General features: G+C 69.9%; 16 protein-coding genes and 3 tRNA genes. 4 read left to right on the top strand and 15 right to left on the bottom strand.

Features of this window, described 5'->3' with window-relative positions:
* Window positions 1-48: 48 nt before the first annotated feature.
* The 9 genes from ACHBTE_RS05345 to ACHBTE_RS05305 all read right to left on the bottom strand — a co-directional run bounded on the left by ACHBTE_RS05345 (window position 49) and on the right by ACHBTE_RS05305 (window position 5,645).
* Window positions 49-1,134 (bottom strand): UDP-N-acetylmuramate dehydrogenase, encoded by a 1,086-nt coding sequence (locus ACHBTE_RS05345; RefSeq protein ID WP_394722477.1) that lies wholly within the window; start codon window positions 1,132-1,134, stop codon window positions 49-51.
* 56 nt (window positions 1,135-1,190) lie between these two features.
* Window positions 1,191-1,571: a DUF3291 domain-containing protein gene (locus tag ACHBTE_RS05340; RefSeq protein ID WP_394722217.1), complete on the bottom strand. Its 381-nt coding sequence runs from the start codon at window positions 1,569-1,571 to the stop codon at window positions 1,191-1,193.
* A 96-nt stretch (window positions 1,572-1,667) separates the two neighbouring features.
* Complete coding sequence (locus ACHBTE_RS05335; RefSeq protein WP_394722216.1) at window positions 1,668-3,128, bottom strand: MFS transporter; 1,461 nt, start codon at window positions 3,126-3,128, stop codon at window positions 1,668-1,670.
* Between the two features lie 112 nt (window positions 3,129-3,240).
* Complete coding sequence (locus ACHBTE_RS05330) at window positions 3,241-3,813, bottom strand: TetR/AcrR family transcriptional regulator (protein ID WP_394722215.1); 573 nt, start codon at window positions 3,811-3,813, stop codon at window positions 3,241-3,243.
* Between the two features lie 233 nt (window positions 3,814-4,046).
* Window positions 4,047-4,475, bottom strand: coding sequence for a MaoC family dehydratase (locus ACHBTE_RS05325; RefSeq protein WP_394722214.1), 429 nt, complete (start codon window positions 4,473-4,475; stop codon window positions 4,047-4,049).
* 4 nt (window positions 4,476-4,479) lie between these two features.
* Window positions 4,480-4,944, bottom strand: coding sequence for a MaoC family dehydratase N-terminal domain-containing protein (locus ACHBTE_RS05320; protein ID WP_394722213.1), 465 nt, complete (start codon window positions 4,942-4,944; stop codon window positions 4,480-4,482).
* Window positions 4,945-5,199: 255 nt separating this feature from the next.
* Window positions 5,200-5,364, bottom strand: a complete 165-nt coding sequence (gene rpmG / locus ACHBTE_RS05315) for a 50S ribosomal protein L33 (protein ID WP_003948671.1) — start codon at window positions 5,362-5,364, stop codon at window positions 5,200-5,202.
* An 89-nt stretch (window positions 5,365-5,453) separates the two neighbouring features.
* Window positions 5,454-5,526 (bottom strand) — tRNA-Met (locus ACHBTE_RS05310).
* A gap of 46 nt (window positions 5,527-5,572) precedes the next feature.
* A tRNA-Thr gene (locus ACHBTE_RS05305) sits at window positions 5,573-5,645 on the bottom strand.
* A 286-nt stretch (window positions 5,646-5,931) separates the two neighbouring features.
* On the opposite strand from ACHBTE_RS05305, the gene ACHBTE_RS05300 reads away from it, so the two are divergent.
* Both ACHBTE_RS05300 and ACHBTE_RS05295 read left to right on the top strand, forming a co-directional pair.
* Window positions 5,932-7,197, top strand: coding sequence for an amidohydrolase family protein (locus ACHBTE_RS05300; RefSeq protein WP_394722212.1), 1,266 nt, complete (start codon window positions 5,932-5,934; stop codon window positions 7,195-7,197).
* Window positions 7,198-7,666: 469 nt separating this feature from the next.
* On the top strand, window positions 7,667-8,323 hold the full coding sequence (locus ACHBTE_RS05295) for an SDR family oxidoreductase (protein ID WP_394722211.1): 657 nt from the start codon (window positions 7,667-7,669) through the stop codon (window positions 8,321-8,323).
* 118 nt (window positions 8,324-8,441) lie between these two features.
* Here ACHBTE_RS05295 and ACHBTE_RS05290 read toward each other — a convergent pair whose 3' ends face one another.
* Both ACHBTE_RS05290 and ACHBTE_RS05285 read right to left on the bottom strand, forming a co-directional pair.
* A complete protein-coding gene (locus tag ACHBTE_RS05290) occupies window positions 8,442-8,654 on the bottom strand; it encodes a hypothetical protein (RefSeq protein ID WP_394722210.1) in 213 nt (70 codons plus the stop codon).
* Between the two features lie 90 nt (window positions 8,655-8,744).
* Window positions 8,745-8,826 (bottom strand) — tRNA-Tyr (locus ACHBTE_RS05285).
* A 226-nt stretch (window positions 8,827-9,052) separates the two neighbouring features.
* Here ACHBTE_RS05285 and ACHBTE_RS05280 point away from each other — a divergent pair.
* Window positions 9,053-9,541: a YajQ family cyclic di-GMP-binding protein gene (locus ACHBTE_RS05280; protein ID WP_394722209.1), complete on the top strand. Its 489-nt coding sequence runs from the start codon at window positions 9,053-9,055 to the stop codon at window positions 9,539-9,541.
* Window positions 9,542-9,758: 217 nt separating this feature from the next.
* Here ACHBTE_RS05280 and ACHBTE_RS05275 read toward each other — a convergent pair whose 3' ends face one another.
* On the bottom strand, window positions 9,759-10,025 hold the full coding sequence (locus ACHBTE_RS05275; protein ID WP_394722208.1) for a GlsB/YeaQ/YmgE family stress response membrane protein: 267 nt from the start codon (window positions 10,023-10,025) through the stop codon (window positions 9,759-9,761).
* 135 nt (window positions 10,026-10,160) lie between these two features.
* Here ACHBTE_RS05275 and ACHBTE_RS05270 point away from each other — a divergent pair, with 135 nt between their 5' ends.
* The gene (locus ACHBTE_RS05270) at window positions 10,161-11,459 is read left to right on the top strand and encodes an APC family permease (RefSeq protein ID WP_394722207.1); all 1,299 of its coding nucleotides are present in this window, start codon (window positions 10,161-10,163) and stop codon (window positions 11,457-11,459) included.
* 135 nt (window positions 11,460-11,594) lie between these two features.
* Here the strand turns inward: ACHBTE_RS05270 and ACHBTE_RS05265 are convergent, their stop codons facing one another.
* From ACHBTE_RS05265 to htpX, 3 genes are all read right to left on the bottom strand, one after another.
* Window positions 11,595-12,161 (bottom strand): SMI1/KNR4 family protein, encoded by a 567-nt coding sequence (locus ACHBTE_RS05265; protein WP_394722206.1) that lies wholly within the window; start codon window positions 12,159-12,161, stop codon window positions 11,595-11,597.
* A gap of 163 nt (window positions 12,162-12,324) precedes the next feature.
* Window positions 12,325-12,720, bottom strand: coding sequence for a YccF domain-containing protein (locus ACHBTE_RS05260; RefSeq protein WP_394722205.1), 396 nt, complete (start codon window positions 12,718-12,720; stop codon window positions 12,325-12,327).
* Window positions 12,717-13,577, bottom strand: a complete 861-nt coding sequence (gene htpX, locus ACHBTE_RS05255; RefSeq protein WP_394722204.1) for a zinc metalloprotease HtpX — start codon at window positions 13,575-13,577, stop codon at window positions 12,717-12,719. Before htpX ends, ACHBTE_RS05260 begins: the two co-directional genes overlap by 4 nt.
* Between the last annotated feature and the right edge of the window lie 118 nt (window positions 13,578-13,695).

Below are 13,695 nucleotides of genomic sequence, written 5' to 3'. Positions count from 1 at the left end.
GCGCGGGCGGCGGGCAGCAGGCAGCAGGCAGCAGGCAGCAGGCAGCAGCTACAGGCTGACGCCGACCGTCACCGGCTCGTTGACCAGCGTGATCCCGAACGCCTCCCGTACGCCTGCGACCACCTCGCGGGCGAGGGCCAGGAGATCCTCGGTGGTCGCCTCGCCGCGGTTCGTCAGGGCGAGGGTGTGCTTGGTGGAGATGCGGGCGGGTCCGGTGCCGTAGCCCTTGGTGAAGCCCGCCTTGTCGATGAGCCAGGCCGCGGAGGTCTTGGTGTGCCCCTCCCCCGCCGGGTACGCGGGCGGCTCCACGCCGTCGCCGAGCCACTGCCGTACGCGCGCGTGGAACGCCGCGAACTGCTCGTCGGTGAGGATCGGGTTGGTGAAGAAGGAGCCGGCGGACCAGGTGTCGTGGTCCTCGGGGTCCAGCACCATGCCCTTCCCGGTACGCAGCTTCAGCACCGTCTCGCGCGCGGCGGCGAGCGGCACGCGGTCGCCGACCTCGACTCCGAGGGCGCGGGCCGTCTCGGCGTACTTGACCGGGGCGGAGAGCCCGTCGGCATCCTCCAGCCGGAAGCGGACGCGCAGGACGACGTAGCGCTCGGGGTCGGCCTTGAAGCGGCTGTGGCGGTAGGAGAAGGCACAGTCCGCGTTCGGCACGACGACGGTCTCGCCGGCACGGCGGTCGTAGGCGATCACCTCGGTGATCGTGGAGGAGACCTCCTGGCCGTACGCGCCGACGTTCTGGATCGGTGTGGCGCCCGCGGAGCCCGGGATTCCGGCGAGGCACTCGACCCCGGCGAGCCCGGCCTCCACGGTGCGGGCGACGGCGTCGGTCCATACCTCGCCCGCCGCCAGTTCGAGCGAGGTGCCGTCCAGCTCGAAGCCCTTCGTGCCGATGACCAGCGCCGTACCGGCGAAGCCCTTGTCCCCGATGACCAGGTTCGAGCCGCCGCCGATGAGCAGCAGCGGGGTCCCGGCGGCGTCCGCCTCACGCACGACGTCGATCACCTCGGCGTCGCTGGTGGCGGTGACCAGGCGGGTGGCGGGGCCGCCCAGCCGGAAGGTGGTGAGCGGGGCGAGGGGGGCGTCGTGGAGTTCCTGCACGGGCTCAAGACTACGAGACGCCACTGACAGCCCCGGCACCCGTGTGGGGCGCCGGGGCGGTTGCGCGCACCACGCGCGCGTGCCGTTCAGGTGAGGCGACGGATGGCCTCCGTCCAGTCCAGCGGGAGGTCGCCGCTCGGCACCTGCCAGGTGGCGAACTTCGCGTCCCGCATCTGCGCGGACAGTCCCCGCGAGGTCGGGGCGTGGGTGCCCGATCGGGCGAAGTCCTTCAGCGCGGCGGGTGACTCCCAGGCGGACAGCGTCCAGAAGGTCCGCTTGAAGGGCTCAGCCTTCAAAGAGGCCCCGTACGCCCCGGGCGCCCGGCTCACCTGCCGCCACACGCCCGGCGTGCGGGCGAGGAAGCGGAGCGCTCCCCAGAGCGTGCGGGTCTCGAAACGGGAGGCGAAGACGTGCACCTCGGCGCCGGACGGCGGGGGGTTCGGGACGGTCCAGGGAAGAGTGGGCATGGCTGCTCCTCATGGTCCGGGATGGGCGTAGGGATGGGGTGTTTCGGGTGTGGCGCGTGTGCCGACCGGGTTGTGCCGACCGGGTGTGCCGACCGGTCAGCGCGAGGTCGTCTCCAGCACCCGCTCCGACTTCTGCTCGGCCGCGCTCGCGCTCCTGTCGGCCCGTCGCCGCCCCGGGATGATCAGGGCCGCGACCGCGGCGAGGGCCACCACTGCGGCGCCGGTGACCAGGGCGGGCCGCAGTCCGTCGACGAAGGTCTGACCGGTCTCGTAGCCGCCCTGGGCGGCGAAGATCGACCCCATGATCGCGATGCCGAGCGCGCCGCCGACCTCACGCAGGGCGTTGTTGGCGCCCGAGGCGATGCCCTGTTCCGAGGTGCGGACGCTGGACATGACCAGGTGGGAGGCCGGGGCGAAGAACAGGGCCATGCCGACACCGCTGATGATCAGGCCGGGCAGCTGGGCGGCGTAGGAGACGTCGACGGTGACCACGTACGCCAGGTAGGCGAGGCCGGCGGCCTGGAAGAACAGGCCGGTCGCGACCACGGGACGGCCCCCGATGCGGTCCGAGAGGATGCCTGCGATCGGTGCGACCAGCATCGGCATGCCGGTCCACGGCAGCATCCGCAGCCCCGCCTCGGTCGGCGAGTAGCCGAGCACGCCCTGCATGTACTGGCTGAGCAGGAAGATCGACCCGAACATGCCGAGGAACATCAGCATGCTGGCGGCATTGATCCCGGAGAACGCCCGGGAGCGGAACAGCCGCATCGGCAGCATCGGGTTCCTGGCGCGGGTGCTGTAGAGGACGAACCCGATGAGCAGCGCGCCCCCGGTGAACAGGCCGGTCAGGACGAGTCGGCCGGTCCAGCCGTCGATGGGGCCGCGCACCAGCCCGTACACGATTCCGAACAGGCCGCCGCTGGCGAGCAGGGTGCCGGGTATGTCGAGCCGGGCGCCGGTGCCGCGCGACTCGGCGAGGCGCAGCCGGGCCAGCGGCAGCAGGGCGATGCCGAGGGGGACGTTCAGCCAGAAGATCCACTGCCAGGAGATGTGTTCGGTGAGGCTGCCGCCGATGAGCGGCCCGGACGCGATCGCGAGCCCGTTGACGGCACCCCAGATGCCGTACGCCATCCCACGCTTGGCGACGGGCACAGCGGCCGTCAGCAAGGTCAGGGTCAGCGGCATCATGATCGCCGCACCCGCGCCCTGGACCGCGCGGGCGGCGATCAAGGAGTCGATGCCGGGTGCCAGGGCCGCGGCGGCGGACGCGCCGGTGAAGATCGTGATGCCGACGAGGAAGAGCCGGCGACGGCCGAAGCGGTCGCCCAGGGCCGCGCCGAACATCAGCAGGACGGCGAAGGTGAGCGTGTAGGCGCTGACCGTCCACTCCAGGTCGTGCAGTCCTCCCCCCAGGTCCGCACGGATGGCGGGCAGTGCGGTGGTGACGACGAGATTGTCGAGTGCCGCCATGAAACCGGCGACGCCGGTGATGACAAGGGCCCAGCCGACCCCGCCCGCGCGCGCGGTTCGCGTGGTGTGTTCGCTCTGGTGTGACATCGCTCCCCCAGGGGTGATGCGTTGCGGTTGGCTGCGGATTTCCATTTGGGTAGTTATTGATCACTAACTTTTGAGCGCATGGAGAGGCGATGACACTCCAGGAGCGCACCCCCTACGGCGCCTGCTCCTCGTCTCGCTCCTGCTCCAGCGGCTCCATCCCCGCCCAGACCCGGTGCTCGGGAGGGAAACCCATGGCCACGAGGCAGTTGATGAGCATGCCGTACGCCATGAAATTCGTCGTCTCACCGACGTCCGCGCCCAGCGGCAGATGAACGGTGTCCCAGAGCCGCATCCAGCCGACGCGCACGGCCTCGCCGAACTCGTGGTCACCCTCCTGCTCGGCAGCCGCCACGGCGAGGTACATCTGCATCTGCATCATCAGCCGCTCGGGCTGCTCCGAGACCACGTTCCGGTAGGCGGCCCCCATCGCGAGAAGGGCCTCTTCGCCCTCCAGCCCGTCAGCGGCCTCCGCGAACATCCGGATGGTTTCCTCCACGCAGCGTTCCGCTGTCGCGAGAAAGATCGCCTTCTTGCCGGGAAAAAGCCTGAAGAGGTACGGCTGCGAGACGCCGACCCGCTTGGCGATGGCCTCGGTCGAGGTGCCGTAGTAACCACCGCGGGCGAATTCGGCCATCGCCGCACGGATGACGCTCTCGCGCCGCTCTTCTGCACTCATCCTGGCCATGGAACTAAGTTAGTACTCAATCACTAACTCCGTCAAGGGGCGGCGCGGGCGGCCTGCCGATGTTTCCCGGGCGGACTGGTGATGCGACCCTGGGGGCCTGCTGATGTGCCCCGGTAATGCGGCCCTGGGCCTGCTGATGTGCCTCGGCCGGCCTGCTGACGCGTAAGGGGCGCCCCCATGGAAAATCACGGAGGACGCCCCTTCACCCCGGGTCGCGAGTCACAAGGACCGCGTCACGCCAGTCGTACGACCGCCCGCGACATCCCGAGAACCTTCTGCTCGGCGCTCTTCACCGTCAGGTCGACGCGGACCTTGTTGTCGTCGAGCACGGCACCCACCTTGCCGCTGACCTCGATCGTGGCGCCCTGATCGTCGTTGGGCACGACGACGGGCTTGGTGAAGCGGACGCCGTATTCGACGACCGCGCCCGGGTCGCCGGTCCAGTCGGTGACCACACGGATCGCCTCGGCCATGGTGAACATGCCGTGCGCGATGACGTCCGGCAGCCCGACCTCCTTGGCGAACTTCTCGTTCCAGTGGATCGGATTGAAGTCACCGGAGGCACCCGCGTATTGGACAAGGGTGGCGCGTGTCACAGGAAAGGTCTGGGCGGGCAGTTCCGTGCCGACCTCGACGTCACCGTACGCAATCTTCGCCGTCATCGGCTCAGGCACCCCCTTCGGCGGAGGCCACCGGGCGGGCCACCAGCTTCGTCCAGGCGGTGACGACGTGCTCGCCCGCCTCGTCGTGGACCTCGCCGCGGATGTCCACGATCTCGTTGCCCGCCATGGTCTTGACCGCCTCGATGGTCGAGGTGACGGTCAGCCGGTCACCGGCCCGCACCGGACGGGTGTAGGCGAACTTCTGGTCGCCATGGACCACCCGGCTGTAGTCCAGGCCGAGTTGCGGATCCTGGATGACCTGGCCGGCGGCTTTGAAGGTGATCGCGAAGACAAAGGTCGGCGGGGCGATCACATCGGAGTGGCCGAGCGCCTTGGCGGCCTCCGGGTCCGTGTACGCCGGGTTGGGGTCCCCCACCGCCTCCGCGAACTCACGGATCTTCTCCCGGCCCACCTCATAGGGGTCGGTGGGCGGGTAGCTCCGCCCCACGAAGGACTGGTCGAGCGCCATGGCTCGGCACCTCCTGCTGTCTGCCTGTCGCATGCAGGCTGCTGACTGCTGGCTACTGACTGCTGACGTGACTGCTGATCTGCTGACCTGCTGACCTGCTGACTGCTGACCTGCTGACCTGCTGACTGCTGCGGCTGACCCGCTGGTTCGCCGCCCACGTCGCTTGGGATCGGCCGGACAACCGACCGGTAACCCGGCCTGAAACGACGCGAGGCCGCCCCCACTGTCGGGGACGGCCTCGCGTACGAGCCTGATTTATCGCGTTTCGCGGTGCGCGGTGTGCGCGTTGCAACGCGGGCAGTGCTTCTTCATCTCAAGACGGTCCGGGTTGTTACGCCGGTTCTTCTTGGTGATGTAGTTCCGCTCCTTGCACTCCACGCAGGCCAGCGTGATCTTCGGGCGGACGTCGGTGGCAGCCACGTGAGTGCTCCTTGACGAACGGATGGAATGAATTAACGCAAGAAAGAGTAGCCGATCGAAGGACCGACCCCGCAATCGGCTACTGTCAGTAGCGGTGACCGGACTTGAACCGGTGACACAGCGATTATGAGCCGCTTGCTCTACCGACTGAGCTACACCGCTGTGATGCGATCGGGCCCCGCCTTACGACGGGAACCTCACACACCAGAGCCCCAAAACGGAATCGAACCGTTGACCTTCTCCTTACCATGGAGACGCTCTGCCGACTGAGCTATTGGGGCGAGCGATGAAGACATTACACGCTCGGCTGCCGTTCACCCAAATCCGTTTCGCGGCCTCTCGCCGGGGCCGATCGGATGACCGCACAGACGCCTCGCAGGCCCCTCGGGCAGCGCGCGTGGGGCTCCCGTTCGGTGGACCACACCGGTACGACTATTGCGCTCCTGCGCCCCAGGGCCCGATCCCCACCCTAGGCTCGTCTCACTCTGCGTGATCTTGCGCGCCCGGCCCAGTTCTCTCGCGCCGTCCGCGCAGCCTCGCCGCACAGCCCCGACCCTCTGGAACGCGATGCCCGACAGCCAGCCCCAGCCACCCCACTCGTCGTCCTCGTCGGGCCCGGCCGGACCGGCCGACCCGGCCGGTCTGCTGCTGTGCGGGGCGCGGCTCACCGACGGCCGGACCGTGGACGTACGGCTGGGCGGCGGGCGCATCGAGGCGGTCGGCACGGCAGGAAGCCTGGCGGGGGACGGCACGCGCACGTGCGGCACACGCGTGGACCTCGGCGGCTATCTGCTGCTGCCGGCCCCCGCCGAACCGCACGCCCATGGCGACACCGCGCTCTCCGCCGACGAAGGCGGGCCGGTGTCGTACGACCCTCAGGACGTCCAACGCCGCGCCACCGAGGCGGCCCTGCTCCAGCTCGGCCACGGATCGACCGCGCTCAGGGCCCACGTACGCGTGGGCGACGTCCAGGGCCTGGGCGCCTTGGCCGCCGTACTGCAGGCGCGGCGTTCGCTGCGCGGGCTCACCGAGTTGACGACGGTGGCGATGCCACGGCTGCTGACCGGCGTGGCCGGCGCCGAGGGGCTCGCGATGCTGCGGGACGCGGTGAAGATGGGCGCGTCGGTGGTCGGCGGATGTCCCGACCTGGACCCGGATCCGACCGGGTACGTGGAGGCGGTCCTGGAGGTCGCCTCGGAGCACGGCTGCCCCGTCGACCTGCACACCGACGCCACGGACCCGGCACGGCTGGCCCGCCTCGCCGCGATGGCCGGCGGCCTGCGCCCCGGCGTGACCCTGGGCCCGTGCGGCGGCCTGGGACGCCTGCCGAGCCACGCCGCCTCCCGTACCGCGGATCAGCTCGCCGCCGCCGGCGTCACGGTGGTCTGCCTGCCACAGGGCGGCTGTGGGGGCGTGGAACGGCGCGGCACAGCGCCCGTACGCCTGCTGCGCGCCGCCGGCGTACGGGTCGCCGCCGGGAGCGGCGCCCTGCGGGACGTGTCCAACCCCGTGGGACGCGGGGACCCGCTGGAGGCCGCCTACCTCCTGTCTTCCCGCCACGGGCTGCGCCCGGAGGACTCCTACGACGCCGTGAGCGCGTCGGCGCGAGCGGTGCTGGGCCTGCCGGAAGTACGGGTGGAGGCGGGCTTCCCGGCCGAGCTGCTGGCAGTGCGCGGCGACCGGCTGGCGGGGGCGCTGTCCCTCGCGTACAGCCGAATCGTGGTGCACCGGGGGCGCGTGGTGGCGCGGACCAGCGCGGTACGGGAGTACTGCAACTCGGCTGTGGCGGCGGAGTTGGGGTTGCCTCGGCAGGGGCGGGGGGAGTTGTCGTGAGGGGCGGGGGACGAGGAGCCGGGAGGCGCGGTGTGGGGCTGGCAGGTTGACGGGCGCGCTGGGTGAGGGCGGCGAGGTGCGTGGGAGCGCGATCGGCGGCGAGGGCAGGGGGCGGCGCACGCTGAGCGTGCGTGCAGGTTGCGTGCTCGGCGCGAGTGCGGGTGCACGCTCGCGTTGCGCGGGTTGCGTGATCGGCGTGCAGGTCGGTTGACTTCTCGGCGTGCGGGTCGTGTGCGCGCTCGGCGGACAGTCGTAGCGCCTGAATTCGAGCCGAGAGCTGCGCGCCGGCGAGTGGCCCTTGGGGGTGAACGCGGCGGGGCGTGCGGGCACAGCGGAGTGCGGGCAGTGCGGAGTGCGGGCGGTGCGCGGTGCCGGCGGTGCGGTTTGCAGGCAGCGGGGCGCGCGCGAGCTGCGGGGCGCGGCCGAACTCGTGCGGCGGATGCGGCCGTCCGGGCGTACGGTCGGAGACATGCGCATTGTCATCGCTGGTGGTCATGGTCAGATCGCGCTGCGGCTGGAGCGGCTGCTCGCCGGGCGCGGGGACGAGGTCGCAGGAATCATCCGCAAGGCCGAACAAGCCGACGACCTGCGGGATGCCGGCGCCGAACCCGTCCTGCTGGACCTGGAGTCGGCCTCGGCCGAAGAGGTCACGGCATGTCTGCGGGGCGCGGACGCGGCGGTCTTCGCGGCCGGCGCGGGGCCGGGCAGCGGGTCGGCCCGCAAGGACACGGTGGACAGGGGCGCAGCGGTCCTGTTCGCCGATGCGGCGGTCCAGGCGGGCGTACGCCGCTTCCTGGTCGTGTCGTCGATGGGCGCGGACCCGCAGCACGAGGGAGACGAGATCTTCGACGTCTACCAGCGCGCGAAGGGCGAGGCCGACGCGTACGTCCAGGGCCTCGATGCCTTGGACTGGACGATCCTGCGCCCCGGCATGCTGACGAACGACGCGGGGACGGGCATGGTGCGCCTGGAGGCCCACACCGGCCGCGGCCCGATCCCGCGCGACGACGTGGCCGCCGTACTCGCGGAGTTGCTCGACACTCCGGCCACGGCCGGCCTGACGCTCGAACTGATCGGCGGCTCGGCCCCCGTGTCGGTGGCAGTGAAGTCGGTGGCCGGAAACTGACGTTGTGTCGACGGGGGTGGCAGGGTGACAGCCAGGGGATGTCCGACCGCATGTCCTGGCGTTCCACCTGCCGTCAGCGAACCGGAGTGTTGAGCGAATCAGACCGTTCCTCAGAGGCTCAGAACAGCGAAAGTTGGCCCGGGAATTCCGGCACGGCATACCCGTCCAAGGCGGGCTGCTCGACCCCCAGTTGCGCCTGGCGCCGTGAGCCGGGGCACGACACGAGTTCCCCGTGCTTCCGGGCGCCGGGCGGATCATGCCGAGCGAACCGACCGGCGACCACGGCGATCTCACGACGGCACTCGGGGCAGCTTCTGCGACGCATGGCCATGCGATCAGTGTGCCCGCAAGCTCTTACACCGGAATGCGAAAGCCCCCTCCGCTCTACGTTTCCGCAGATCGGAGGGGGCTTTCCCCAGTGTGGCGGCGCCAGGATTCGAACCTGGGAAGGCTGAGCCGGCAGATTTACAGTCTGCTCCCTTTGGCCGCTCGGGCACACCGCCGGGTTTGCTGCTGTTCGCACCGATTTTCGGCGGTGCTCCCTGGCAACGACGTAAACAATACCCGATGCGTAGGGGTGCTTCGCCACCCGATTGATCGCCACCCGGAGGACGCGGTGTGGCTAGGCTTGTCCGGATGCGGTCCGGGGCCGGCCCCGGGTTCGGCGGCCACCCCCACGCCCGCCGTTTCGCACCTCAAAACGCACCCCGATTCAAGGAGCCACAGGACATGGCCGACTCCAGTTTCGACATCGTCTCGAAGGTCGAGCGGCAGGAGGTCGACAACGCCCTCAACCAGGCCGCCAAAGAGATCTCGCAGCGCTACGACTTCAAGGGCGTGGGTGCCTCGATCGCGTGGTCCGGTGAAAAGATCGTGATGGAGGCGAACTCCGAGGACCGGGTGAAGGCTGTCCTCGACGTCTTCCAGTCCAAGCTGATCAAGCGCGGGATCTCGCTGAAGGCCCTGGACGCGGGCGAGCCCCAGCTGTCGGGCAAGGAGTACAAGATCTTCGCGTCGATCGAGGAGGGCATCTCCCAGGAGAACGCGAAGAAGGTGGCGAAGATCATCCGCGACGAGGGCCCGAAGGGTGTGAAGGCCCAGGTGCAGGGTGACGAGCTCCGGGTCAGCTCCAAGAGCCGCGACGACCTCCAGGCCGTGATCGCCCTGCTGAAGGGCAAGGACTTCGACTTCGCGGTGCAGTTCGTGAACTACCGGTGAGCCGCTGATCCGCTGCCGGTTCCGGCGCCGGGTTCAGCCGCGGCGCGGGTGGGGTTCAGCTGCCGCACCGGGTCAGCTGCCGCACCGATCGGGTTCAGCAGTGGCACCGGTCTGGACTGCGGCAGCGTACGCAAGAGCGTACGAAGAAGGGTGGGCACCACATGGTGCCCACCCTTTTCGCCTGCTGGCCGCGGTCCAGGGGGTCCTGCTGGCTCGCTCAGTCGCGTGAATGGCCGAACAGGAGGCGGTAGGCGATCAGGAGCACCAGGGAGCCGCCGATCGCGGCGGCCCAGGTGGCGCCGTCGTAGAAGTCCTTGGAGATGGGGTGGTCCAGCCAGCGGGCCGAGATCCAGCCACCGATGAACGCGCCCGCGACGCCGATGACAGTGGTGCCGATGAGACCACCGGGGTCACGACCCGGCAGCAGGAACTTGGCGATGGCCCCGGCCAGCAGCCCCAGAATGATCCAGCTGATGATCGTCATGCCCTGAACCTGCCCTTCCGCGCTGTGCCTGCACTTTCCCGGCACTGTGATTTCGGGCGCGCTTGTTCGTGCTCTATTGCTGAACAGGACGTCACGGCGACACCCGACGGTTGCGGAGATCAGTAAGGTGCGGCCATGGGTCAGCCCCGAGCGTCCGCTGAACTGCGCCGCACCCTCGGTGTCGGCGACGCCGTTCTCATCGGGCTCGGCTCGATGATCGGCGCCGGTATCTTCGCCGCCCTGGCGCCCGCCGCCGACGCGGCCGGATCCGGACTACTGCTCGGGCTGGCCGTCGCGGCCGTGGTCGCCTACTGCAACGCCACCTCGTCGGCACGGCTTGCCTCCTTGTATCCGGCCTCGGGCGGCACATATGTGTACGGGCGGGAGCGCCTCGGGGAGTTCTGGGGATACCTGGCGGGCTGGTCGTTCGTGGTCGGTAAGACGGCCTCCTGTGCGGCGATGGCCCTCACGGTGGGCGCATACGTCTGGCCGGGTCAGGCGCACGCGGTGGCCGTCGCGGCCGTCGTGGCCCTGACCGCGGTGAACTACGGCGGCGTCCAGAAGTCCGCTCGGCTGACGCGCGTGATCGTGGCGGTTGTCCTGGCTGTCCTCGCTTCCGTGGTCGTCGTGTGTCTGGGGTCCGGGCAGTCCGATGCCGGGCGCCTGGACATCGGGGCCTCAGGCGGTATGGGCGGAGTGCTCCAGGCGGCAGGGCTGCTCTTCTTCGCCTTCGCCGGGTACGCGCGGATCGCGACCCTCGGCGAGGAGGTGCGGGACCCGGCGCGGACCATCCCACGGGCGATTCCGCTGGCCCTCGGCATCGTGCTGGTGGTGTACGCGTGCGTGGCGGTGGCTGTCCTTTCCGTGATGGGGGCCGAGGGCCTCCGGCACGCCGACGCGCCGCTGGCCGATGCGGTACGGGCGGCTGGAGTGCCGGGGCTGGCACCCGTGGTGCGGGTGGGCGCCGGCGCCGCCGCGCTGGGCTCCCTGCTCGCTCTGATCCTGGGTGTCTCACGGACCACGCTGGCCATGGCCCGCGACCGGCATCTGCCCCACACCCTGGCGGCCGTGCATCCGCGTCACCAAGTGCCGCACCGGGCGGAAGTGGCCGTGGGCACGCTGGTCGCACTCCTGGCCGCCACGGTGGATGTGCGGGGCGCGATCGGGTTCTCCTCCTTCGGTGTACTGGCGTACTACGCGGTGGCCAACGCGTCGGCCTGGACTCTCAACGCGTCACCCGTATCTCGGCTTGTGCCGGCAGCGGGGCTTCTTGGGTGTGGGGTGCTGGCTTTCTCGCTTCCTGCGGTATCGGTTGTGACGGGTGCCGGGGTGCTGGCGATGGGTGTGGTCGCGTACGGCGGGCGGAGGTGGTGGGTGGCAGTGCGGTCGGAGGGTCGGGGCGGGGCCGGGGACGGTGAGGGAAAGCCGCGGTGACTTACTGGCGGCTTGCTGCGTAGTCGGCGAGCCTGTCGCTGTTGGCTGCGAGTGCGGGTTCCGGTGCGAGTGCCTGACGGCAGGGCACAGGGGGCAGGGGGCGGGGTGTCTCGTCCGTTCGGGCCCCACGCTTCGTCAGGGTGTCCGTGCCGTCGCAGTCCGTATGTGGAGGTCGGCCCATGGAGCCATCTCCAGCTCCTCGTTCGTCTCTTCGTACCAGCCCGTGCCGTCCACCCAGGCACGCAGCCAGTCGGGAAGGCTCGGGGCGTCCACGTACCACGCCTGCTCGACAGCGTCGGCGTTCGGCTCGAAGAGCAGAACGGTGGCCTGAGGGCTGTGGCAGTCCACGCATGCGTACATCGCGCAGCCCCAGTGGGATATCGGGAGGACGCCTTCCGGCCAGGGCCAGTCAGGGTCCTTGCGGGCGCTCTCGCGCCGTGCGAGGTACTGCGGGACGGCGGCGGGCTCGCCGGCGGGAGAGCTGTCGAGCAGCGGCAACAGGCCGTACTCCGGCCCGAACCCGCCGTCTCCTATACACAGGTAGAGGTCAGCGAGCAGTGGGGGCAAGCGGAAGCCGAGGGCGGCCTCGGCGCGGGCCACGGTGGCCGCGTCCACCGGCTGGGGAAGGGAAGTCCAGCCCCACGGGCGGGTGTTGCGGGCCCTGTCCATCACCCGCTTCAGCAACTGCTCCATCTCGGTCATGCGTTCATGATGCAAGCCGCCACTGACAATCGGAGCGGCCTGTGGATAACCACCGGATTGTGGATGACCACCGGGTTGTCGACCGCCCCGCGGCTGCCATCTCCCCTCGGCCCCTCGCCCCTCGTCACTCCCCTCCCGACCGGGGCTACCGACGCGGCGTGGGCTACCAGCTCTGCGCGAACGGCCTGTCCGTGGAGACGATTTCGCGGCCCAGCGGGAACAGCGACACCGGGATCAGCTTGAAGTTCGCGATGCCGAACGGAATGCCGATGATCGTGATGCAGAGGACGAGGCCGGTGACGATGTGGCTGAGGGCCAGCCACCAGCCGGCCAGGACCAGCCACAGGACGTTGCCGACGCAGGAGGGAGCGCCGGCGTCGTGGCGCTCGACCGTCGTGTATCCGAAGGGCCACAGGGCATAGATGCCGATGCGGAAGGCCGCGATGCCGAACGGGATTCCGATGATGGTGATGCACAGGACCACGCCCGCGACCAGGTAGCCGATGCACAGCCAGAAGCCGCTCAGGACGAGCCATATGACGTTCAGGATGGTCTTCACTGGGGGCCTGCCATCTTCTCGAGCCGGGCGATTCGCTCCGCCATCGGCGGGTGGGTGGAGAACATCTTGGAGAACCCCTGCCCCGGGCGAAAGGGGTTCGCGATCATCATGTGGCTGGCTGTCTCGATGCGGGGCTCCGGGGGTAGCGGCAGCTGCTTGGTGCCGAGTTCGAGCTTGCGCAGGGCGCTGGCGAGGGCGAGCGGGTCGCCGGTCAGCTGGGCGCCGGACGCGTCGGCCTCGTACTCCCGGGAACGGCTGATGGCCAGCTGGATGAGCGAGGCCGCGAGCGGGCCCAGGATCATGATCAGCAGCATACCGAGCAGGCCGGGGCCGTCGTCGTCATCGGACCGTCCGATCGGGATCAGCCAGGCGAAGTTGACGAGGAACATGATCACCGACGCCAGGGCACCGGCGACCGACGAAATCAGGATGTCGCGGTTGTAGACGTGGCTCAACTCGTGGCCGATGACACCGCGCAGCTCGCGCTCGTCGAGCAGGCGCAGGATGCCGTCGGTGCAGCACACGGCGGCGTTGCGTGGGTTGCGGCCCGTCGCGAACGCGTTCGGTGCCTCTGTCGGGGAGATGTAGAGACGTGGCATCGGCTGGCGGGCCTGGGTCGAGAGCTCGCGGACCATGCGGTAGAGCCCGGGGGCCTCGAACTCACTGACCGGGCGGGCGCGCATCGCGCGAAGCGCCAGCTTGTCGCTGTTCCAGTACGCGTACGCGTTCGTGGCAAGCGCGATCAGGACCGCGACGACGAGCCCCATACGGCCGAAAAAGCTGCCGATGACGATGATGAGGGCGGACAGTCCCCCGAGGAGTACTGCGGTCCTGAGCCCGTTGTGCCGGCGGTGCACGGTACGCCCTCCAAGTGGTGCGGCAGGGGAACCCTTTGCTGGTCGATCTCCGATGCCACTGATGCCGTGGTCTCACGTCCAGTGGACCCTTCTGTACTGGTCAACGCCAGGCGAGGGC

It is taken from the genome of Streptomyces sp. M41 (assembly GCF_043673425.1).
Lineage (GTDB): Bacteria > Actinomycetota > Actinomycetes > Streptomycetales > Streptomycetaceae > Streptomyces.
This window is presented reverse-complemented; position numbering and strand designations above follow the sequence as displayed.

Bases quoted from the DNA above. Each gene is read 5' to 3' on its own strand.
- ACHBTE_RS05340 (WP_394722217.1), bottom strand. From the start codon at position 1,571: ATGCCCACTCTTCCCTGGACCGTCCCGAACCCCCCGCCGTCCGGCGCC.
- ACHBTE_RS05335 (WP_394722216.1), bottom strand. From the start codon at position 3,128: ATGTCACACCAGAGCGAACACACCACGCGAACCGCGCGCGCGGGCGGG.
- ACHBTE_RS05330 (WP_394722215.1), bottom strand. From the start codon at position 3,813: ATGGCCAGGATGAGTGCAGAAGAGCGGCGCGAGAGCGTCATCCGTGCG.
- ACHBTE_RS05325 (WP_394722214.1), bottom strand. From the start codon at position 4,475: ATGACGGCGAAGATTGCGTACGGTGACGTCGAGGTCGGCACGGAACTG.
- ACHBTE_RS05320 (WP_394722213.1), bottom strand. From the start codon at position 4,944: ATGGCGCTCGACCAGTCCTTCGTGGGGCGGAGCTACCCGCCCACCGAC.
- ACHBTE_RS05300 (WP_394722212.1), top strand. From the start codon at position 5,932: ATGCCCGACAGCCAGCCCCAGCCACCCCACTCGTCGTCCTCGTCGGGC.
- ACHBTE_RS05295 (WP_394722211.1), top strand. From the start codon at position 7,667: ATGCGCATTGTCATCGCTGGTGGTCATGGTCAGATCGCGCTGCGGCTG.
- ACHBTE_RS05290 (WP_394722210.1), bottom strand. From the start codon at position 8,654: ATGGCCATGCGTCGCAGAAGCTGCCCCGAGTGCCGTCGTGAGATCGCC.
- ACHBTE_RS05280 (WP_394722209.1), top strand. From the start codon at position 9,053: ATGGCCGACTCCAGTTTCGACATCGTCTCGAAGGTCGAGCGGCAGGAG.
- ACHBTE_RS05275 (WP_394722208.1), bottom strand. From the start codon at position 10,025: ATGACGATCATCAGCTGGATCATTCTGGGGCTGCTGGCCGGGGCCATC.
- ACHBTE_RS05270 (WP_394722207.1), top strand. From the start codon at position 10,161: ATGGGTCAGCCCCGAGCGTCCGCTGAACTGCGCCGCACCCTCGGTGTC.
- ACHBTE_RS05265 (WP_394722206.1), bottom strand. From the start codon at position 12,161: ATGACCGAGATGGAGCAGTTGCTGAAGCGGGTGATGGACAGGGCCCGC.